The 21,596-nt window shown below is 66.7% G+C and carries 14 protein-coding genes and 4 pseudogenes; 9 read left to right on the forward strand and 9 right to left on the reverse strand.

Translation table 11 applies throughout. The features are described from left to right. Position 1: 1 nt before the first annotated feature. Both OHA03_RS44055 and OHA03_RS44060 read left to right on the forward strand, forming a co-directional pair. Positions 2-784, forward strand: a complete 783-nt coding sequence (locus OHA03_RS44055; RefSeq protein ID WP_267009513.1) for an oxidoreductase — start codon at positions 2-4, stop codon at positions 782-784. Continuing rightward, positions 781-2,148 (forward strand): Ni/Fe hydrogenase subunit alpha, encoded by a 1,368-nt coding sequence (locus OHA03_RS44060; RefSeq protein WP_267009514.1) that lies wholly within the window; start codon positions 781-783, stop codon positions 2,146-2,148. The genes OHA03_RS44055 and OHA03_RS44060 overlap by 4 nt, the downstream gene beginning before the upstream one ends. A 295-nt stretch (positions 2,149-2,443) precedes the next feature. Here OHA03_RS44060 and OHA03_RS44065 read toward each other — a convergent pair whose 3' ends face one another. After that, on the reverse strand, positions 2,444-2,725 hold the full coding sequence (locus OHA03_RS44065; protein ID WP_267009515.1) for a dsRBD fold-containing protein: 282 nt from the start codon (positions 2,723-2,725) through the stop codon (positions 2,444-2,446). Between the two features lie 403 nt (positions 2,726-3,128). Here OHA03_RS44065 and OHA03_RS44070 point away from each other — a divergent pair, with 403 nt between their 5' ends. Further along, positions 3,129-3,383, forward strand: a complete 255-nt coding sequence (locus OHA03_RS44070; RefSeq protein WP_267009516.1) for an SHOCT domain-containing protein — start codon at positions 3,129-3,131, stop codon at positions 3,381-3,383. A 190-nt stretch (positions 3,384-3,573) separates the two neighbouring features. Here the strand turns inward: OHA03_RS44070 and OHA03_RS44075 are convergent, their stop codons facing one another. Beyond that, positions 3,574-4,815, reverse strand: coding sequence for an IS4 family transposase (locus OHA03_RS44075; protein ID WP_267003062.1), 1,242 nt, complete (start codon positions 4,813-4,815; stop codon positions 3,574-3,576). 326 nt (positions 4,816-5,141) lie between these two features. Then, positions 5,142-6,059 (reverse strand): pyridoxamine 5'-phosphate oxidase family protein, encoded by a 918-nt coding sequence (locus tag OHA03_RS44080; protein ID WP_267009517.1) that lies wholly within the window; start codon positions 6,057-6,059, stop codon positions 5,142-5,144. Between the two features lie 206 nt (positions 6,060-6,265). Here OHA03_RS44080 and OHA03_RS44085 point away from each other — a divergent pair, with 206 nt between their 5' ends. Then, positions 6,266-6,940, forward strand: a complete 675-nt coding sequence (locus tag OHA03_RS44085) for a CBS domain-containing protein (RefSeq protein WP_267009518.1) — start codon at positions 6,266-6,268, stop codon at positions 6,938-6,940. A 225-nt stretch (positions 6,941-7,165) separates the two neighbouring features. On the opposite strand, the gene OHA03_RS44090 is transcribed toward OHA03_RS44085, so the two are convergent. Next, positions 7,166-8,572: a PP2C family protein-serine/threonine phosphatase gene (locus tag OHA03_RS44090; RefSeq protein ID WP_267009519.1), complete on the reverse strand. Its 1,407-nt coding sequence runs from the start codon at positions 8,570-8,572 to the stop codon at positions 7,166-7,168. A 738-nt stretch (positions 8,573-9,310) separates the two neighbouring features. Between OHA03_RS44090 and OHA03_RS44095 the strand changes: the two are divergent. Next, a pseudogene (locus OHA03_RS44095) lies at positions 9,311-9,858 on the forward strand (sensor histidine kinase); the annotation flags it as partial. A 118-nt stretch (positions 9,859-9,976) separates the two neighbouring features. Here OHA03_RS44095 and OHA03_RS44100 read toward each other — a convergent pair. Further along, positions 9,977-12,664 (reverse strand): bifunctional GNAT family N-acetyltransferase/acetate--CoA ligase family protein, encoded by a 2,688-nt coding sequence (locus OHA03_RS44100; RefSeq protein WP_267009520.1) that lies wholly within the window; start codon positions 12,662-12,664, stop codon positions 9,977-9,979. Between the two features lie 745 nt (positions 12,665-13,409). Here OHA03_RS44100 and OHA03_RS44105 point away from each other — a divergent pair. Continuing rightward, complete coding sequence (locus OHA03_RS44105) at positions 13,410-13,913, forward strand: ATP-binding protein (RefSeq protein ID WP_267009521.1); 504 nt, start codon at positions 13,410-13,412, stop codon at positions 13,911-13,913. Here OHA03_RS44105 and OHA03_RS44110 read toward each other — a convergent pair. Continuing rightward, a pseudogene (locus tag OHA03_RS44110) lies at positions 13,894-14,205 on the reverse strand (hypothetical protein); the annotation flags it as partial. The gene OHA03_RS44105 and the pseudogene OHA03_RS44110 sit on opposite strands and share 20 nt — an antisense overlap. Positions 14,206-14,214: 9 nt before the next feature. Next, positions 14,215-14,643 (reverse strand): annotated as a pseudogene (locus tag OHA03_RS44115) (transposase family protein); the annotation flags it as partial. Here OHA03_RS44115 and OHA03_RS44120 point away from each other — a divergent pair. Together OHA03_RS44120 and OHA03_RS44125 are read left to right on the forward strand one after the other, a co-directional pair. Then, positions 14,635-14,760 (forward strand): annotated as a pseudogene (locus OHA03_RS44120) (IS256 family transposase); the annotation flags it as partial. The pseudogenes OHA03_RS44115 and OHA03_RS44120 overlap by 9 nt on opposite strands. A gap of 31 nt (positions 14,761-14,791) precedes the next feature. After that, positions 14,792-15,262 carry a hypothetical protein gene (locus tag OHA03_RS44125; RefSeq protein WP_267009522.1) on the forward strand — a complete coding sequence of 157 codons (471 nt, stop codon included), beginning with the start codon at positions 14,792-14,794 and terminating at the stop codon, positions 15,260-15,262. Positions 15,263-16,076: 814 nt separating this feature from the next. On the opposite strand, the gene OHA03_RS44130 is transcribed toward OHA03_RS44125, so the two are convergent. After that, positions 16,077-17,711, reverse strand: coding sequence for an RICIN domain-containing protein (locus OHA03_RS44130; protein ID WP_267009523.1), 1,635 nt, complete (start codon positions 17,709-17,711; stop codon positions 16,077-16,079). 113 nt (positions 17,712-17,824) lie between these two features. Here OHA03_RS44130 and OHA03_RS44135 point away from each other — a divergent pair, with 113 nt between their 5' ends. After that, positions 17,825-18,718 (forward strand): IS1380 family transposase, encoded by an 894-nt coding sequence (locus OHA03_RS44135; RefSeq protein WP_267009524.1) that lies wholly within the window; start codon positions 17,825-17,827, stop codon positions 18,716-18,718. 244 nt (positions 18,719-18,962) lie between these two features. Here OHA03_RS44135 and OHA03_RS44140 read toward each other — a convergent pair whose 3' ends face one another. Continuing rightward, positions 18,963-20,288: a phosphatase PAP2 family protein gene (locus OHA03_RS44140; protein WP_267009525.1), complete on the reverse strand. Its 1,326-nt coding sequence runs from the start codon at positions 20,286-20,288 to the stop codon at positions 18,963-18,965. Between the last annotated feature and the right edge of the window lie 1,308 nt (positions 20,289-21,596).

Consider the following 21,596-nt stretch of genomic DNA (forward strand, 5'->3'; position numbering starts at 1 on the left):
CATGACCGCGAGCGATCGTCCGAAACTCGCCGTCTGGAAGTTCGCCTCCTGCGACGGATGCCAACTCACTTTGCTGGACTGCGAGGACGAACTCCTCGGCATCGCCGAGAGGGTGGAGATCTCACACTTCCTGGAGGCTTCCAGCGCCGACACGCCGGGCCCGTACGACCTGTCGCTGATCGAGGGATCGGTGACCACCCAGCAGGACGTCGACCGGGCCCAGCACATCCGGGCCGTCTCCAAGCGGTTGGTGACCATCGGGGCGTGCGCGACCGCAGGTGGCGTCCAGGCGCTGCGCAACTACGCGGACGTCGCTGACTTCCAGGCTGCCGTCTATGCCAGACCGGACTACATCGAGACCCTCGCCACCTCCACACCCATCAGCACCCATGTCCCGGTGGACTTCGAACTGCGCGGCTGCCCCATCGACCGAGGCCAACTGGTGGAGGTCATCACCGCCTACCTGGCCGAACGCAAACCCGACGTACCCGCACACAGCGTCTGCTTCGAGTGCAAGCAGCGCGGCACGGTCTGCGTGACGGTGGCCCACGGTACACCCTGCCTGGGTCCGGTCACCCACGCCGGATGCGGTGCGATCTGCCCCGCGTACGGGCGCGGCTGTTACGGCTGCTTCGGCCCGTCCAACTCGACCAACTTCCCCTCGTTCATTCCCCTCCTGCGCCGCGATGGCATGGACACTCTCGACGTGGTGCGGGTGCTGCGAACCTTCAATACCGCCGCTCCTGAGTTCGACACGGCCTCCCGGAAGGAACTGGAAGAGTGACCCACCGCGGCTCAAGGGTGTTGAAAGTCGGATCGCTCGCCCGCGTCGAGGGTGAGGGCGCACTGTATCTGCGCATGGACGGCGGCGAGGTTGCAGAGGCCCGGCTGGCGATCTACGAACCGCCACGCTTCTTCGAGGCGTTCCTGCGCGGACGCTCCTACGCCGAGCCGCCCGACATCACCTCCCGGGTGTGCGGGATCTGCCCGGTCGCGTACCAGATGAGCGCCTGCCGAGCGATCGAGGACGCCTGCGGCGTGGTCGTGGACGGGCAGCTGGCGGCGCTGCGCCGGCTGCTCTACTGCGGTGAATGGATCGAGAGCCAGACGCTGCACATCTACCTTCTCCACGCGCCCGACTTCTTCGGCTGCGACAGCGCCATCGACCTCGCACGCACCCGGCGCGCCGACATTGAACGCGGCCTTCGGCTCAAGCAGGCCGGCAACGCGATCCTCGAACAACTGGGCGGCCGGGCGATCCACCCGGTCAATGTCCGCCTCGGTGGCTTCCACCGCATCCCGACCACGACCGAGCTGCGCCCGCTGGCCGATCAGTTGCGCCGGGCCCGGGACGACGCGGCCCAAACTGTCCGGTGGGTGGCCGGCTTCGAGTTCCCTGACGCCGGTTGTGACAACGACCTGTTCGCTCTGTCCGAGCCCGGCACCTACGCCATCGAGTCCGGCACTCCGACCGTCATGCCCGCGCCGCACTCCGCCTGCCTTCCCCCCGAATCCGACCGCGCGCTGCCCACCCGTACCTTTGGGGTCCACGATTTCGGCGCCCACGTCGCCGAGAGCCAGGTACCGTACTCCACCGCCCTCCACTCCCTGCTGGACAACCGCCGCCATCTCACCGGCTCACTCGCCCGGTACGCCATCAGCGGCCGCTGGCTGTCCCCGATCGCCCTCCAGGCCGCCCACGACGCCGGACTCGGCGACCCCCGGCAGGGCACCGTCTGTCGAAACCCCTTCCGCAGCATCATCGTCCGAGCGGTTGAGGTGCTCTACGCGGTCGACGAGGCACTGCGGATCATCGACGCCTACGCACCCCCGCCGCACCCCTACGTCGACGTGCCCTCACGAGCCGGTACCGGGCATGGGGCGACTGAGGCGCCGCGCGGTCTCTTGTACCACCGCTACACCCTCGACTCCGAAGGGACCGTCACCGACGCCAGCCTTGTCCCGCCGACCGTGCAGAACCTGGGTGCGGTCGAGGAGGACCTCCGCCGAATCGTGCAGGAACGCCTGGGAGACGGCGATCCCACCGACGCGGAGCTGACCGCCCTGTGCGAACGGGCGGTCCGCAATCACGACCCGTGCATCTCATGCTCGGCCCACTTCCTCAACCTCACCGTCGAGCGGACCTGAAAGCCGAACGTAGGGAGGTGCGTGAATCGACGTGCCAGCTTACTTGCCCAGCGTAGGTCGCCGCGTCGACGTAGCTCGTTGGGCCGTACTGCAACAGTCGCCCCTGCAGCTCGATGGAGGTAAGCCGCGCCCGCGAACTGGGCAGACAGCAGGGGAATGCCGCACGGCACGCATCGGGGCCGCGTACAGGCGCATCCCGAGCGCGTCGGACATCGGGCGGAAGCGCCACGGCCGACGCTGTGCAGTGGCGGATCTCTTCTGTCCACCAGTCGGGGCGGCTGCCCTCGACGCCCGTTCAACCGGGCGCGGCAAGGTCACCCGACGCGGAGTCGGTTTTTCCGGCGCGGAGCAGCTGGTTGCCGAGGTCGATCAGGGCCCGGCCGACGGCGAACTCGTCGCCGATCTCGGGAATGGGTGCGTCGTTAGGGTTGCGCTGGGCGGAGGTGCGACTCTGAAGGGTGGTGTCACCGGTGTCGAGGACGGCGTGAACCTTGGTGAGGTCACCTTCCTCGAAGAGGTCCAGGCGCACGCTCCACTGCTTGCTGCGTGGCTTCTCGGTGCTGGTTTGCAGGGTCATGGCCAAGATTTCCTTCCGTTGAATGGTCCAGCCAGCCTGCCGGGGGCGCGGCCGCCGTCGACCGCCGTCGGCACGCGGGGTTCCCACGACGGCGAAGCACGAACGACTCCCGGATTCGGCGCGGCAACGATCCTTCTCGAATTGCTCCGGCCTCCATACTGCGCCGTGTGGGCTGTCCCGGGCTTGGGCCTACTGGCCCACAGGGCGTGCCGGACAGGTCCGTCCGGCACGCCCTGCGGGCCGTCCTGCGAGCACGCGGCTGACTGTCCAGCAACCGGGGACCATCCGGCCCTACACCGGCGGTCAGGTCCGAGGGACCGTGGTAGTGACAGTGATAGAGAACGTGGCAGGACAGCGGGCTCCGCGCCCGCGGCCCCCGGCAACAACCGGGAAGTGAAACGCGATGTTTTGGTACGGCCACGGTGGTGGCTGGGGCTGGTTCGCGATGTCAGTGAGCATGGTCCTGTTCTGGGTGGTGATCGTCGCTATCGGCGTGCTCATCTTCCGGGCCCTGGGCCGCACCCCTGAGCACCCCCACACCCACGTCCAGGCCGGGCCCTCGCCCGAGCAACTGCTCGCCGAGCGGTTCGCCCGCGGCGAGATCGACGAGGAGGAGTACCAGCGGCGCCTGACGACCCTGCGCGCCAATGCCACTTAGTTAGGAAACGGCGAGGATTTTGATGTGGGGTGGGTCGGGGTGGTGGATGATGGTTTCGGTGGGCTGCTTCTTTCTGTAGGCGTGGACGTGGACACGCTTTACGGCTCGTGGGCTGGTGCGGTGTCTCCGACGGGGGTTGGGCCTTTCTATTATTTCCGTGCGGGCGACTTCAAGGGCCTTCGCGAGGCGGTCAGGGGGAAAAACCCGCCTGGCCTGTGATCTGGCGGCGGATGATACGAAGTGACCGCATGAACGATAGGCGGTCCGGGTCGATGTCGGCCTGTTCGGCTGCCTCACACATCAGGTGCCGGACCGCGTAGTGGGTCAGGAGCAGTGCCCAGATCTCCTGCTCGACCATGTCCGGTGTTTTCGAGCGCAATACACCGCCGCGGCCGCGTTGGTGGGTCTTGATCTCGTCAAGGCTGGACTCGAACTCCCACCGTTCGGCATAGGCAGCGGCGAGTTCAGCGGCACCAGCCTCGTCCGGGTCCATAACGGTGGTGATCAGGCAGAAGATCTCTCCTCTACCTTCGCGGTTCGTCACTTCGTATTCGACGACACGGACCGGAATCCCGGACGGCTCCTCTATGTTGTCCGACCCGCGGTGACGCTGGACTGCGCGCCGCCGACGGACCTTCGGGTCAAGCAGGAACGACTCATAGGATCCGTCCTTCAGCGGCCGGACTACCGGCAGATGAGGGCCGTCGGGCATGCGCCACAGCAAATCAGCACCGGTTGCCGCGGCCGCTTCCCACAGACGATATGCGTAAAATCCCCGGTCGGCGGTAACCAGCATGCCTGGTTCGAAATCGGCGACGAGTTCCCCGGCGAGAACGCCTTCGTCCACGCGCCAGGGACCCAGCCGGGCCGCCACCACAGCATGAGTCCCGCATTCACCCAGCCCCACGATCTTCACCTGGGGGAAAGGTGCGGGACTTCGTGTGCCCCCGGACCGGCCGAACTCCCCATCATTTGCTGGGGTGTCAGGAATATCCAGGACGAACCCGTCAATGGCCATCAGACGCCACCGACCCATCCACGCTCCCTGCGTGCCCCGCTGCGCGCAGGGCAATGCCACCCGCTCGAACAGCACCCGCAGCGGCTCCGAACCCAGACGCCGGCGCGCCTGGGAAATCGCACCCGTCGTGGGAATCGTCCAGTCCTTCCGCCATGTCCCCAGAAAACGTAGGCCGTTGACGAGAAGACGCATCACTTCCTCGTACGACTCGCCGAAGAACAGACACAGAGCCATCACGTAATAGACGACGACACGCGCCGGCAGCAAACGTGACCGTTTCTCTGTACGGCCCGTCTCCGCGAGTACCTCATCGACCAGGTCCCGATGAACCAAACGTGTCAGAACCCCGACACCCACCCGGTCGGTCAAGCGCACACCAGAAACCGGCACCACGTTATCCCGCACCCCGCCCATGAGCGAGGAACATAACCGGTTCACCGGCAGGAAGGAAGTGCGGCAACCGGATCAGTTGACCATCCACAAACACCCCGGGCGTGTCCCTGTGCATATGTGGACGACCGATTACCAGACCGCTTATCTAAGTGGCATTGCCCTGCGCGCTTCCCCGCCTTCCACGAAACACGAATGACCCCTGCGGATGCCCTTGCCGACCAATGGCATCTAGGACCGCCGTGACCGCCACAGACGGGGAGGAGCCGCATTCCTGGACTTACTTTTCCGTGACGGTCAGATCTTTACGGTCGTGGAATGCGCGCGGGGCGAGCCGCAGTCCGAGGCCCTCATTGATCGGCAGGACTGATGCGACGGCCCGTGAGGCGCGTGGGCCGGATCGACACCCACATCTCGCGTTCGCCCCCTGCCCAAGGCTTGGAATGGGCGCGAACGGCTAGCCGTCGCACCGCGTCGGGCTCCGTAACAACCCGTGCAGGGCCGACTACGAGAACGCTCCAGCCCTGGCTCATGGCCTCATCCACATGGTCGACCTCGAATGCGACATCCGTTCCCACAGCTGCTGCGGGCACCGAGTCAGGCGCGGTCCGGAAAACGATCGCGTCATCGATGACCTCGTAGTTCACCGGGACGACGGCTGGGCCATCGGGTGTCGACACCGCGACTCGCCCCACGCCATGCGTGGCAAGCCGGGCGCGGCATTCGTCGGGGCCGAGGTCCCGCAGCCGGGGATGCACGAGCGCGCGACCTTGGCCTGGCGGGCGGTCGATACCGCCTCCGCGCAGGACTGCGACGCTGGTGCCCAGCGCGCCGGCCAGTCTGATGAGACTCGCCACACTCGGGTCGGCCGGCCGTTCTTCGAGATACGCCAGGTAGGCCGGCGCCATTCCGGCGAGGCGGGCTGTTTCTGCCCGGGTGAGCCCCTGGCGCTTGCGTTCGAAGGCCATGCGCCGACCGATGTCGCCAGGGTTGGGTGCCCTGCCAAGCGGGGTCCTGGTGGACTCGGCACCCGCCTCATCCATGCCCGGTTGGTAAAGCTCGTGGTCTCTCTCGGGCCCGTGTTCGACGTGATGGACATGCGCGTCGGGCCCGGGGAAAACGAGAGTCACCGCGTCCGTATCCGACCAGCGCACGTCGTAGGGAGGGGTTCCGTCCTCGTGGTGGAGTCCGACAATCTCGCCGTCGCGCCTGGTGGCGCCGGTTGCTGGGCTTTCGACCACAAGTTGATCGCCGAGGTGAGCTCGCATGATCGCCGCCGTTTCCTCACTATGTTGCTGTATCCAACGTGCCACGGACGGCGTGCCGCCGCACGGGGTGAAACCCTGATTTCGCTCGGGCCAACGGGCTGGTCTCGGGCCTCCCGGCCCCCGAACGAACCTGGTCAGCTCACCTGTGGGCGATTGGTTCCCGACACGCTGCACACGTGCGCGTCACCCCCGAAGGGAGAAGCATCATGCACCACCGAACGGTCGCAGAGCTCATGACCCGAGACGTCGTCCGGGCACGGCGTGACATGCCCTTCAAAGAGATCGTCAAGCTGTTGGCGGAGCACGATGTCACCGCCGTACCCGTGGTGGATGAACGGGACCGCCCTATGGGAGTGGTGTCCGAGGCCGACCTCCTGCGCAAGTCCGCGGACCAGGCCGATCCCTCCGGCCGGACCTCGCTCCCACATCTGGAGGCGTGGGAGCGGGCCAAGGCCGAGGGGGCCAGGGCAGAGGAGTTGATGTCGGCTCCCGCGGTGTGCGCGCGTCCGGAGTGGACCGTGGTCGAGGCCGCCCGCCTCATGGCAGTCCAGAACGTCAAGCGGCTGCCCGTCGTTGACGAGACGGACAGGCTCCAGGGCATCGTCAGCCGCAGTGACCTGCTGCGGATCTTCCTGCGCCGTGACGACGCCATTCGCGAGGAGATCAACCGGGATGTGCTGCAGGGGACGTTGGGCCTCGTTCCCTCAGAGGTGACGGTCGAGGTACGCGAGGGGCAGGTCACCCTCAGTGGATCCGTCGAGTTCAAGAGCCTGATCCCCATCATCGAGCGGCTGTGCCGGAGCGTTGACGGCGTGGTCTCGGTCTCTGAACACATCGCGTACGGTACCGACGACGCCCGGAGTTCCCCCACCGGTACGTGAGACATTCAGGACCGGGACCGCCGACGGGACCGCCGGCCCTTCGCGCAAGCGTTAAACGCCGGCCGTGTTGTCTGCACAGACCTTGGCGGCTGGGTTCGCGCCACCTCAGCCGGTGATCTTGATGAGGTGTGGCCTGGCCCCTTTGCGGCTTTCGGGAGGCGCACGCACGGTGAGGACTCCGTCGGCCAGTTCGCGCTGATGTGCTCGGGGACCGGTGACTGCTCGTCAGATTGGCAATGGCGGGTCCCCTGGGCCGCGTTTTTGACGAGCGTTCGGTGGACGGTGTTCCTCCCGAGTCTCCCCGGGACTTGGCGGGGTGCGTAGGGCGAGGATGGCCATGTCGTCGTGGCCGTCGCTGGGGTGGTCGTCGGCCAGTGCTTGCACGAAGTCGTGCAGGGGCATGGCGGCGTGGGCGGCAGCGATGGCTGCGAGGCGTTCCAGCCTCTCTTCAATCGGGTGCTCACGGTGTTCGACGAGCCCATCGGTGAAGAACACCACCACCGCTCCAGGGGGCAGAGGGTAGGTGTGGTCGTGGCGTGGCTGGGCGATGTCGACGCCGAGGGGCAAGTCAGGGTCGGCATGAAGGTAGCGAGCCCGGTGGTCTGGAGTGATCAGCAGTGGTGGGGGGTGGCCTGCGGTGCTCCAGCGCAGTGTCCAACCAACCGGTTGTCTGGGTTCGATTCGTGCAAGGCATGCGGTGGTGACGGGGCTGTCGGTGATGGCTTGGAGGGTGCGGTCGAGTCGGCTGAGGACGGCGCTGGGCGGAGTGTGCCGGTCGTAGAGGAGGGCGCGCAGCATGTTGCGGGTCTGGGCCATGGCGGCGGCGGCCTGGAGATCGTGGCCGACGACGTCGCCGATGACTGCGGCGCAGGCTTGGTCAGGGACCAACAGAGTGTCGTACCAGTCTCCGCCGACTTGGCCGGGGGTGCTGGCAGGAATATAGACAGCGGCAGCCTCGAACGGCTCCAGGTGCTCGGGAAGCCGCGGTAGCAGGAGCCGCTGGAACCGCTCGGCGTCGAGGCTGGCCTGCTCATACAGGCGGGCGTCGTCGATGGCCAAGGCCGCAGCGCCGGCCAGCGCGACGATCAGGACTTCGTCGTGGGCATCAAAGGGCCGGTCGTCGAGCCGCTCGGAGACATACAGATCCCCATAGATCTTCCCGCGGATGCTGATCGGCGCTCCCAACAGGGTGCGCAAGGCCGGATGGCCGGGCGGGAAGCCTGCTGAGTCAGGGTGGCCGGCGATGTCATCGACGCGCAACGATTGAGGGTGGGCGATCAGATGCCCGAGCAGACCGCGTCCGCGGGGAAGCTCCACGCCGACCAGGTCTGCCCTTTCCTGCTCCGACAGACCCACGGGGACGAACAGTTCAAGATTTTCACCTTCCTCATCAAGTACGCCCAGTGCGCCGTAGCGAGCGCCGACCAGCTCCATCGCTGTGGACACGATCAGACCCAGCACGACGGGCAGCTCTACGTCGCGGCTCAGGACGGCTTCGTACAGGTCATGCAACTGGTCCTGGGCCCGGGCCAACGATCTGAGCTGCTCGGCGATCCGCTCCAACTCAGTCCCCAGACGCAGGCGCAGGCCGGGGTCAGGGTGCTGCTGGGGGGCTTCGGCATTCCCTGTCATCACGGCCGCCTGGTGATTCGATTTCGGTTCGGTGGCTCTCAGCCCATCAGGAGTCGGTACCAGTGCGGATCAGACTGCCGTGAAGGTGAGCCGGGAGGGGCTCGCCGCACGAAGCCTCGGGTTGGTCGAAGGTCTCGTATCACCACTCAATGAGGCGTTGACTTCTTGTCCAGGTTCAGGTATCCCAGCTCTGGCGACGCCGGCGTCTGTACCGTTCCGGCACCCCTGGGACAACGCCGGACTGAGACCGTGGGATCCGCGTGGCAGGCACGACGGATCGGCCCATCACCCACTCACGCGAGCGGTGCATCTCGGGCTCCTGACACGACCGTGATCAAACAAGATCACAGCGTGGCACGATCAAATAGCCCAACCCGCTCATTACTCCGAAAGCGGCACGCCACACGTGGCGCAGCCCAGGCAGACCGGGTCGCGGTCGCGGGAACGTCGCTGCGCATTCCGGTTGGTGCCAGATGGCTGGGCAGAGTCTGCAACGGCCGCGGTGAGCCGGCCGACGGCAGGCCTCCGGTCATCGGCCGCAGCAACGCACCGGTCGATGGCACGCCGATCAACCCTGCGCGCAGGGATATCCGCCCTCCGAGCCGGTGCTGACCGGGGGCGCCGCCATCGACGCGCTCCCCATGCCCGCACGCGGGGAGAACGCAACCGCGTCGATCGACAACCGGGCTGGGCGGCCGCAGTACCGCGCTCCGGTGAGCATGTGCTCGTCCGCTGAGCCGCCACGCCTTGGAGCGCATCGACGGCGAGTCCCGGCGCATGACCCGCCTCGTCGACGACCCGCTGCTCCTCGCCCGCCTGGACGCCGGGCGCCCCCTCGAACACAAGCCGGTCGACCTGACCCTGCTGATCTCGAACGCGACGGACGACGCACGCGCCGCAGGCCCCGGCCACCATTGGCTCCTCGACCTCCCCGAAGAACCCGTCACCGTGACCGGCGACGCCCATCGCCTCCAGCAGGCCATCGGCAACCTCCTCGCCAACGCCCGCACCCACACCCCGCCCGGCACCGACGTCACCATCGCCCTCACCATCGAGCCAACCGGCGTCTCCGTGGACGTGATCGACAACGGTCCCGGAATCCCCGAAGAGATCCAGCTCAAGTCTTCGGCCGTTTCGTCCGCGCCGACCACGCCCGCTCCCGAACCACCGGAAGCACGGGTCCGGGCCTCGCCATCGTCCACGCCGTCATCACTGCCCACGGCGGAATGGCCACCGTCACCAGCACCTCTGGACGCACTGCCTTCCGCCTCACACTCCCCAACTGACATCGTCAGGCCCTGCCAGCGCACCGATGGATCAGGCCCGTTCGCTCGCTACGGCGCGCATGACGACGCCGATCTTCGTGGGTTCATGGCTGGTCTCCCTCGATCTGTGGGGACCGGGTCAGCGCAGCCGACGCAGATACGGGTCGTGGGCATGGCGCGGGACGAGCCGGATGCGGGCGTCGAGCGTCGTGATCCCGTGCGGCCCGGCGAGCACTGGGTTGAGGTCGGCGTCGGCCAGCTGGGGCAGATCCGAGGCCATTCGCGACAGCCGATGCAGCAGCTGCTCCAGAGCACCGAGGTCGGCGGCGGGACGGCCGGCGTAGCCGAACAGCAGCGGGGAGCAGCGCGGCGAGGTCAGCAGGTCGTTCACGTCGAGCTCGGTCAGCGGGGCCAGCCGGGCTGCATGGTCGGCAAGCAGTTCGGTCGCCGTACCGCCCAGTCCGAACACCACGAGCGGTCCGAAGACCTCATCCTGGACGACCCCGGCGAACAGTTCGGTGCCGCGTTCGGCGAGAGGCTGGATGAGCACCCCGGTCATCCTGTCACCGAACCGGGTGACCAGATCACGGTGAGCGGCTCTGATCTGGGAGGCGTTGTGCAGGTCCAGGTGGAGGGCGTGCTGCTCGCTCTTGTGTAGCAACCCTGGCCAGTAGGCCTTCATCACGACCCGCCCCTCAGGCCCTGCGAGCGGCTCGGCCGCGGCGACGGCCTCGTCCTCGTCCCGCGCCCACGCCCAGGGGATCTGCGGGATGCCGAAGCAGGAGAGAAGCGCCGCGGTCGCCTGCGGATCCAGCCAGCCACCCTCTGGATTGCCGTCCAGATATGCGGCAACGAGATCTCGCGCGCGACCGGTCTCCACGTTCGGCAAATCCGGTACTGAACTCGGTAGCCGGGAGAGCCAGTCGGCGCGGGCAGCGGTTTGGGCGAGGGCACGGGCGGCGTCCTCAGCGTCCGAGTACGCGGGGACGGTGGTCTCGTCGGCGGCCGGCAGAAGCTCGACACGGGCCGCCTGGGCGGGCAGGACCGCGAGGACCGGACGGGGGAACTGCTCTGGGCCCGATGTCAGGGCGCGCACCAGATCCTCGCCGGTGGCCGTGGCGACAGCAGTAGGGACCAGTGTGACGAGCACGGCGTCCACGGCACCCTGCCGGGCCAGAAAGCCTACGCACGAACGCAGTTGCTCTTCGCCGACCGCCGCAGTGACGTCCACAGGATTGGTGGCGGTGGCACCATCCGGCAGCAGGCCAAGAAGCTCGTCCACAAGGTCGGTGCCGAGCGCCGGGACGACGAGTCCGGCATCCGTGCACGCGTCCGCGGCCAGGACTCCCGCCCCGCCCGCGTTGCTCACGACAACGACCTTGGTACCTGCGGGCAGGGGCTGTGCATGCAGCAGGGCAGCGGTGTCCAGGAGTTCGCCGATGGTGCGGGTGGCAGTGATACCGGCCTGAGTGAACAGGGCCTGCCGTGTCATGGTCGGGGTGGCCGCCGCCGCGGTATGGGAGGCCGCGGCGCGCCTTCCGGCTTCGGATCGGCCGGCGTCCACGGTGAGTACCGGCATTACCCGGGCCACCCGGCGGGCGGTGCGCGAGAAGGCGCGCGGGTTGCCGAAGGACTCCAGGTGCAGCAGCGCCAGGTCCGTGTGCCCGTCGCTCTCCCACCACTGGAGCATGTCGTTACCGCTGACGTCGTACTTGTCGCCGAGCGAGACGAAGCTGGACACGCCGATGCCGAGCCGGGCGAGGCCGTCCAGCAGCGCGATGCCGACACCGCCTGATTGCACGGCGACTCCAGCGGTTCCCGGTCCGGGATGGCGGGCAGCGAAGGTCGCGTCGAGACGTACGCGGTCCTCCGTGTTGGCGAGCCCTAGGCAGTTGGGACCGACCAGCCGCATACCGTGTCGCCGGCACGAGCCCATCAGGCCCGCGGCCTGGTGCGTGTTCAGTCCGGCAGAGACCACGAGCAAGGCTCGCACACCAGCCGTCCCGCACTCCTCTGCCACCCCGTCGACGGATGCGGCCGGTATGGCGATGACGGCCAGGTCAGGTACCTGCGGCAGATCGGCGACGGAGCGGTAGGCGTGTACTCCGGCGATCGCTCCCGCTTCGGGGTGTACGGCGTAGGCCAGCCCGGTGTAGGAGCTGGTGCGGATGTTCCGCAGGATCGCCCGCCCTACGGAGCCGGGCTTGCGTCCCGCACCGATCACCACGACGGCCCTCGGCCGCAGCAGCGGCTGCAGGCTGACGACGTCGGCGACCCGCCCCCGGATCTCGACGGCATTCAAATAGGTTTTGTCCTCGGTGAGTTCGACCGTGCAGTGCACCTCAGGACCGTCGAAGTGACTGGTGACGCGCAGCCCCAGGTCGTGGAAGACCTTCAGCACGTCGTGATTCTCGGCCAGGGCATCCGCGCTGAACGCCGTCACCCCTGCCGTACGGCCCGCGTCCGCCAGGTGTTCCAGCAACAGCGTGGCCACACCCCGGCGGTGCCACCCATCGGCGACAGCCACCGAGATCTCGGCGGTGCTTCCTGGTGGCAGGACCTCGTATTCCGCCAGGCCCACCAGATGTCCCGCGTATTCAGCGGCCAGCGCGCGGTAGCCAGGCCGCTCGCCCGCAGCCACGCGGTCGGCGGCCTTCCCTGCGGAGGCGGGGTTGGCGGAGAAGAACCGCAGCCGCAGATTCTCCGGCGACATCTCCTGGTACAGCCGTAGCACTTCTTCGCGGTCCGCCGACCCCGCCTGGCGTATCCGCACGGTGGTGCCGTCGCCTAGCAGTGCGTGCACCGGGGCTTCCTGGATGCCGGTCATCGCAAGATCTCCTTCCGAACGCTTCCTCTTCAGTGTCCGGCGCGTGCTCCATGGGCCACAGGGGCTGAGCGGGTAAGCGGCCGGGCCGATTGGCCCCAGTACCCCGCCCGTGCGGTCCGCCTCGAGGTGCATTGGCCGGGCTGAGGGCTTGGTGGAATTGGCGGCGGGCCTGACCCGGGGTGATCGTTAGGAGCACGGTTCGAGCCGAGGCTAGGCGATCGCTGGCGCCCGGCCGCATGCGGTACGGGTGAAGCAGTTCATGGCGCACTGCGGGCCGTCCGGACGTGTCGTTCTGCCTGGTCCGGCCGGCGTCCGTCACAACCCGCACTGCGGTGCGCGGGTTGATCAACGAACTGATCCGGCTTTAATGGCCCTGGTTTCTGGGTGGTCGGTCGGATTAAGAAGCCGGAAATCTCCGCGATGGGTGGCAGCGCGGCCACCTATTGCGCTGTCCGCGGCTGAGCAACCCAGCTGTACCTCAAGATCAGACAAGCCCACAACTCAGTTTGATTGCCTGATCGCGGCCACCCACAACTCTTTCGTCTCACCCGTTTAGTGCTGGAGCCTCGATAGTTTCTCGCGGCACAACATCGAGAGCCGGTGATTGAGTACCCCGCTGATCGGATGGAATCAGGATCCTCACCGTTGGCTACACACCACAGGAGCGGTCTCCCGTCTGCGATGTTGCTGTACCAAAGTGTCAACTGGTGGAGGAGGGAGTCTCTTTCGGGTCTAACCTGGCTTCGTGACGCAGCAATTGAGCACGGTGGTGCTGATGTGTGGTCCTCCGGGAGCGGGCAAGACCACCTACGCGATGGAGCTGGTGCGACGCGGTTACGTTCGGCTTTCGATTGACGAGGTGGTCTGGCAACGACTCGGGCAGCGCGATGCCGGCCTGGTGCTGGAGGCGGAGGCGTTCGACCAGCTCAAGGAAGAGGTCCGCCGCGAGCAGCGGCAGGAACTGGTCGAGCTGATGTTGGCGGGGCGCGATGTGGTGGTGGACTACAGCTTCTGGAGTCGTGCCGCCCGCGATGATTACAAGGCGCTCATCGAGAACCACGGCTGCCGTTGGGAACTGGTCCACCTCAAGGCCGATCGGACGACGCTGGAGCGGCGCCTCGAAGTACGGAATGGCGAGGAAGACGCTAACTCCGTCACCGTGGATGAGACGCTGTTCAACCGCTACCTTGCCAACTTCGAGGAACCGAACGGTGAGGGTGAGCAGGTCGTCATGCAGTCCTCGACGTGAGCACCTGAAACCGTTCGGCGGAGAGGGGACGCCCGTCCCAGTGGATGCCTTTCTCGCTGCGGATCCGCGCACGCTTACGGCGTTGGGCTGCCAGCACGTCGTGACGGCGCGCGTTGGCGTTGCGCCGGCGCAGGTAGGCGTGCCGGGCGTGGGTCTGCACGGTGTGGTTGCGGTGGTTGGAGTTGGCCACGGTGAACTGCCGCAGCGGTCCGAAGTGGGCCTCGATCGGGTTGGCTCAGGACGCGTAGGTCGGGGTGAAGCACAGCTCGACCCGGTTCTTCTTGGCCCAGCGCAGGATGGGCCGGCGGTGTGGGATGACGAGGCCGGCGCCCCGGTAGCCGCAGTCGGCGATGGTCGTCGTCTTTCCGATGGCGGCCTTGGCACCGGATTCCTCCCAGCCGCGGGAGCCGTGGCGATTGCCCGGCAGGGGTCGGCCTACCACGACGACCAGTCGGGTGTCGGCGTCGATGACCAACTGATGAGCCGTGGACTAGCGATAGTGCTTCGACTGCTCGGCCACTGAATGGTCCCGGGCGGGCACGAGAGTGCCGTCGACGATGAGCACAGCGTCCTTGCGGAACCGCTGCCTCGGCTGGAACGCGAGCAGCGGGCCGAGATGATCGATGATCCGGTTCGCTGCCGACTTCGAGACCCCGAACAGCGGGGCCAGCTGGCGCATCGTCAAGTTCGCGCGCCAGTACGCCGCGACCAGCAGAATGCGATCCTCGAGTCTGCACAGCAACGATGGCGAGCGGTGAACGCACCCCACCTCGTCGCCCTGGTTCGGGCCGGAGCCTGCTTCGAACGCGGCCACCTCGTCGAACGGTCCGAGCAGGCAGTGGCATAGCCTCAGAGCCGACCAGGCTGGAGTCTTCACCATGAACCACGTTCCACTGCGCCTGGAGCGCACCACCGATCGCGATGTGCACGACGACCTGCTGCTACGGCTGGGCGATCGGCACACCTGCGATTCGTTCTACTTCGCCAACGACGACTCCGTGCAGGCGGGCCAGGGCGTCATGGACGGCCTCCGGCGACTCCTCGACCAGTGGGGAGAGCACCTTCAACGGCTACGCCCCTCCGGGGGCAACGTCTTTCTCCCCTTCGACTTCTCCGACGAGGGCACCGCTTGGTTGCGCATCTCGTCACCGGACGGGAACCAAGCCACTATTCAGGCGGGCTGCAGTGGTATCCAGGGGTGGAGCTTCTACCCTTCGGACTTCGCCGAGACCGCAGCGAGGGCCGACGACTTCGACCCCTTCACCGATGCCTCCGTTGAATGCGAACTTGACGACCTCATTACAGCAGTGGCGCAGAACCGGGACTCGCTCACCCATCGACACAAGTAGCCGATCCACAGGTCTCGACGATTCCTCCTCCTGACCAGGGGCTACGGGAGACCTCTTTGGTCGTCGTGCCCCTTCCTCCATGGGTAGCCGTAGTGGTCCAAACGCTTCCGTTCGCCTATGACGCGAAGGCCCGAAAACGCGCCCATAGCCAAGCTGCAAAGGGTGACCTGCGGGTCCACCCTCCCAAGAGCCAAGGCGGAGAGGCCGCCGAAAAAGAGGGTGCCGACGAACCCGCAGAGCACCGGATGGCGCAGGAACCGCCCGCGTGGCCGCGGGGGTGTCTGATCGCCAGCCAACCAGCGGTCGACCGCCCAAAACGCCCGTTTGAGTGCGCCTATCACCACGCCCCCATATCGCCGACCTTCCCTGCTGCGGCTTGAGTGGTCGTAGAGGTCCGGGAGCAGTGCAGTCACGAGACCGGCGGCGATTGAGCCCGGATCCACCGGTTGATGTCTGGAGTGTGAGGTCATGAAACGAAGAGATACCTTGTGACCTGCAATGATGGGACTTCTCTACGGTTCCATCCGGAAAGTGCAGCAAGGCATCTCTCAGGTGCAATCTTCCCATGCTCCCGTAACCGGGAATCCGGCCGGTGGATCCGGGTTCAATGTCGTGGTGACGCGTGAGGACGCAGCCAGGGGTAAGCCCGCGCCGGATCTGTTCGGCCGGTGCAGCCGCCCATCGACCTCGCCTCCCGCCGGCGACACTGATGCGGCCGCCTGGCCGCCCGCCCGGCCGGGTGACACGAGATGTGCAGCGCTGGCCCGCTGCATGTGCAGCGGGTGCAGCGGGTGCAGCAGGAGCCGGCGGTGGGTCAGGGGGTGTAACCCACCCAGGAGTGAGCCAGATTGGAGGAGCCGCAGGTCCACTGGGTGGAGTTGGCTCCGTTGTCCAAGCTGCCGCCGTAGATCGTCAGGCACAGACCGCTGTTGCCGTTGACCAGCATCGAACCGCCGCCGGCGGCTCCGGTCACCCGGGTCCACTGCTGAGCAGCGCTGCCGTTGCACACCCATTGCGTGGCGTTGGCTCCGTTGGAGGTGCTGGCGCCGTAGATCGTCAGACAGCGGTCGCTCTGGAAGTTGCGGATCTCGGAGCCGTTCCAGTACCAGTTCTCGCCCGAGTGGCCGTTGCAGTCCCACTGCACGACGTACGCCCCGTTGTTGAGGCTGGAGCCGTACGGGGTCAGGCACTTGTCGCTGTTGACGTTCCGGAAGCGCACCGTGGTGATGGCGCGTGCGGTGGGGGAGAAGTCGAAGACCAGCCGCTGCGGGTACGGCTGCGTGCTCTGAGCCACCTCGTTCACGCCGCGGATGCGGTCGGTGGAGGCGTCCCAGTCCAGGTTCTGCGTCATGTCGGGCACCGCGGTGAGGACGGACGGAGCGGCGCCAGGGGTGCCCTTGTGGACGCAGGCGGGCTCGCGGTAGCTCACGTCGAAGCTGGACGGGCACGCGCCACTGATGAAGAACGAGCCCTGGGCGTAGAGGACGCCCTGCATGCCCCACACCGGCGATGTCCGAGCGGCCATGGCCGTGCTGTCGCCGGTGGTCGCCCCGCTGTCGGCCCTGGGCAGCCCGGTGCTGAGGTTGAACGGCCATCTGATGATCCGGGCCCCGGCGGCGCCCCTGAGGTACTCGTTCGAGGTCAGCGCATTGTTCGAGCGGTCGAAGCTGAGCCCGTTCAGGCAGGGCGACCCGCCAGTGGAGACCGAGCAGCTGGTGCTGGCGTCCGCAGGCGTCCTGTAGGTGTGGCGGATCGGCAGGACGTACGAGTTGTCCGGGGCGATCTTCAGGTCGGAGAGAGAGGCGACGCGCAGGTACCGTCCCCCAGCAAGCAGCAGGTTGTTGCCGTACCAGACCACGCCGTCGGCGTGGCTGGTCAGCTTCCCGAGGGAGTAACCGGAGCCGTCGGCTGACACCTCGATCAGCGAGACGTCGAAGTAGGTCGGGGTGGCGGAGCCGCGATCCGTGAACCGCAGCCGGGCTACCTCGCTAGCGTCGTGCCAGGAGGTCACCTCCCAGCGGCGCGAGTTCCAGGTGCCGTCGCCAGAAGCGTTGTGCGGGACCGAGAAGCCCTGCGGAGCCCAGCCGTTGGTACCGTTGTCGTCCGCGTCGTCGTTCCAGCAGTAGCCGTCGGCGTCGACGCCCGGGTTGAAGGGCGTCGGGTAGCACAGACCCGCCTTGCCCGTTTCCCTGTTGGCCACCTCCGGCAGAGTGACCGGCCTGTAGTCCGGATCGGAAGACAGGGCGGTGATGCCCTTGTCGCTGCTATCAGACACGTAGCGCAGCTTCAACTGCGCGACGGCGGTCGAGTCGACGGGAGATATGGGGGTGGCGGCGTACGCCATCCCTGCGCCGCCCATGCACAGACCGGCGAGCAGTACCGCGCCGAACGCGGCCGAGCTGAGCGAGCGCAACGCGCGGCGCCAGGTCAGATGATTGTGTTTTTTCACCCGGCAAAGCTTAGGCGTTGCTGATGGGGAGTCAGTGTGCAGGTGGAGGCGGTCCGGTGGCTCGGCGTACCGCCCCAGCGATGTCTTGTGGTTGAGGCTGCGGCTACTCCAAGGTGAAGGGCTTGAACGCGCTGCTGGCCGTACTGTCCACGCCGCTTGCCGCGCCGGTGATCGCCGCGACCCGCCTGCGCAAGGGCGCCACCGGTTCGGTGCGCGGGGCCGCGTCCTTCGTCGCCGAGACGTTGCGCACGGCGCGTGCCTGCGGCGCGGGCGGGCTGCTGGTGATGCGGGCGGACTCCGCGTTCTACGCGAGCGAGGTGATCGCCGCCTGCCGGGCGCTGGGTGCACGCTTCTCGGTCACCGCCCGGATGAACGCCTCGATCAAGCGGGCGATCGCCACCATCGACGAGGACGCCTGGACGGCGATCAAGTACCCGAAGGCCGTGTGGGACGAGGAGGGCCAGTGCTGGGTCTCGGACGCGGAGATCGCCGAGGTCGAGTACACCGCGTTCACGTCCAGGCCGAAGAAGCAGCAGGTCACCGCCCGACTGATCGTGCGCCGCGTGAAGCGGCTCAACCCCGACGCCCAACTCCAGGGACGCGGCGAGCTGTTCAGCGTCTACCGCTACCACTGCGCGTTCACCGACTCCCCGCTAACGCTGGTCGACGCCGAGAAGGACCACCGCCGCCACGCCGTGGTGGAACAAGTGATCGCGGATGTGATGAGCGGGCCGCTGGCCCACATGCCGTCGGGTGACTTCCAGGCCAACGCCGCCTGGCTCGCCCTGGCCGCGATCACCCACAACCTGATGCGCGCCACCGGGACGCTGGCCTCCGCCTTCCACGCCAAGGCGACCACAAGCACCCTGCGTGCCCAGCTCATCTGCGTTCCGGCCCGGATCGCTCGCGGAGCCCGGCGCCTCACGCTCCGCATGCCCAGGAACTGGCCCTGGCAGGAGGCCTGGCTGCACATGTTCGCCGTCCTGCAGGCCCCACCACACCGCTGACGCCCCATCCACCCGCCCCGCAAAGGGCCCGAGACCTGTGCACATGTGGAAAAGCTGGGCAGACCAGCGACTGCCGGATGCCTTCCGACAGCCCACCGACCCGAAACCCGCTAAACGATCAACCGGGAATCAGGCCGGTGGATCCGGGTTGAGCGGAACCTCCCATGTGCGCTGCTCCTCTGCCTCCCACCCAGCCCAACGCGGATCCGGGACGAAGGGTTGTCCCGTGGCTCCTGACCAGAGGTTAGGGGACAACCCCTAGTCCGGGTTGCGGTTCCGGTTGCCGCGCTGGTGCGGTCCTCGGTTTCGACAGTGCATTGGTCCTTACATAGCCGTAGACCACTGAGGCCGTCGCCAGCATGAGAATTGGTCCGTACACCCACGGATGCTTCGCCATCTCCAACGGTAGATAGCGATAAGACACCAACTGCGCAGCGAAGACGGTTGCGCCGGAAGCGACCAGCTGGATCCCTGATCGATCCCAGCCGCGGTCGAGCGTGCGCAGAGCTGCCTCGATCGTGAGCGTAAACACCACGCCGGCAATGAGATCCGCGCCGTAGTGGTAGCCAAATCCCAGTGTTGCGCAGAGCGTAGCTATCAGCCAGAACGTGCCTGCGAATCGCAGAAGCCGTGGGCCTGTCCGGGAATGAATGAAGATCGCGGTAGCCCACGCTGTGTGCAGGCTGGGCATGCAGTTCCGTGGGGTGATCTCGTCGAATGGCATGTGGTGCGGGGTATTGATCGGCGGCGGCATTCCCGGCCACAGGTTGGCCACCGCCCATTGCTCGCTGGGCGGCGTATCCGACCACAGACTGACCGTCGCCCAGTGCCCGGCGCCGGTGCCGTAGGCGAAGATCGGTCCGACCACGGGGAAGATCATGTAGATGATGGGCCCCAGGAGGCCGATCACCAGAAAGGTGCGCACCAGATGATGGCCCGGGAAGCGGCGCTCGACCGCCACGTTACGCAGTTGATACAGCGCGACGATGACCGCGGCCACCGCGAGCTGACCGTAGACGATGTCGAGAAAATTGAAGCCGATCCGGCCGGTGGCCGTGACGATCCGGCCCACCAGCCACGACGGGTTGCCCAGCGCGTGATCGGCGGTTGCCACGTACTGGTCGAGCACCACTGGGCGGGTCTTTGAGGTGATGAGTAGCCAGGTGTCGCCGGTCTTGCGGCCGGCCACCAGCAGCAGGCCCAGCCCGACGCCTTTCAGCAGCAGGACACGTTCCCGGCCGGTACGGCGAGTGACAGCGATGACCGCATGGCCCAGAAGCACCCACAACGCACCGTTGCCGAAGGGGTGGCCGCCGGTCATCTTGGCGTCGACCGCCCACCGGACCACCAAGAAGGCGACATCGATACCGATCGCGGCAGCAACCGCGATGAACCGTTGCCGCCAGGTGAGCACCACCATCATCAACGCCATACCGGCGTACAACAGGAAGCCTGATTTGGGGGCGTATATCACCTCTCGCACCTGGTTGGTGATCGGCCCCGGCAGGCCGTAGCGACGTGCGGCGATCTCCAGCGCGATGAGGAATCCGAGGGCCGCGACACCCACCACGACCCAGAGTCTCGCCCGTGGTTGACGCCAGACGGAGAACACGGTTCTGCTGTTTATTCGCGAAAAAGCCTGCGATGGTATATATCTCAAGTTTCGGCCGATTTTCTATATTTTGGTTAAAAGTCAGGGTGGGTTCGCTCGCCACCTTCTGGTCGGGACTGCTTTCTCCCTAACCAAAAGCAGCCCGCCCGACGGTGGAAGACGGAAAGATTACAGTCCGGGTTCCGCCTCGTTCACGGTGCGGCATGGGACGCGTCGCTCGATCGTTCGCTCCGGTTCGGCGAGGGGAACACGGATCCTGAGTTGTCTACGTCGACGTCCCGCCGCTCGAGGCCGGCGGCCCGGGCTTTCTGTTGCCAAGCTCGAAGGCGCTCACTGCCGCCATCAAGCCACCCCCAAGCTCCCTTCAGGCACTCGGACCGAGGAAGGACAGTGCGCCACTTGTCGAAAGGACGGTCGCCCAAGCCGATTCCAGTCCAGTAGATGCCGATAGACGCGCGGGGTATTCCCTTCGGAGTCGTAACGAAAAAGTGAGAGACGTATTGTTGCCCGCCATCAGTTTGGCCCTCCACAGCTAGGACCCATCCACCATCAATTCCTGGCTTCCTAGGTACTCGGGCAGAGTTCACTACCCTCGGCGCTGAGCCAGGGGAGAGGCATTGGGCCCGTGCCTCGTCCAGCGCATCCTCACAAGTTTCAACCTGAACAGTGGACTTCTCGCAAAAGTGCTCGGCGCTGTTTTCTGCAATGTCGGAAGTCACGTTCTTGAGGACTTCTCGCGCCTGAGCTTCCGTGACGCTCGACGGTCCGGGTCGGTCTTCGTTCGCACAGGCCGTCATGAAGGGCATGAGACAGACGCCCACGAGGGCGACGAGCCACCGCCGTCGGCGGCTCGCGCGGACGTCGAGTTCCCTCAACAGATGCATCGGTCTGTCCGCACCAGCCACAACAACCCCGCAGGTCAAGCCCCTGATCCCCGTGACCCGGCGGCCCGACGGATCTTGCACCACCAGACCGTCCCCAAGCAAGGAGTTCACAGGCTCACCCCCCGTCGCTTCACACAAGAAGATGACGTCCATGAACAGCACGACTACGGGTGTCCCAGCTGTCCGACTGTCCGGATAGAGCTGTGACCAGCAAGACCGGGCCGGACGGTCCATACGGGCCCGCACCCCGCAGTAGAGGCGAAGAGGCGATCTGGCTCGGTGGAGCCAGAGACGTCCGCTTCTCGTCGCCCCAGTCCGCTCGGGCGCGAGCGTGTGCCGTCGTCGGCACCGCTCAGTGGCGGTGAGCTGATTGGAACGACGG

Source organism: Streptomyces sp. NBC_00154 (assembly GCF_026342835.1).
In the GTDB taxonomy this organism is placed as follows: domain Bacteria; phylum Actinomycetota; class Actinomycetes; order Streptomycetales; family Streptomycetaceae; genus Streptomyces.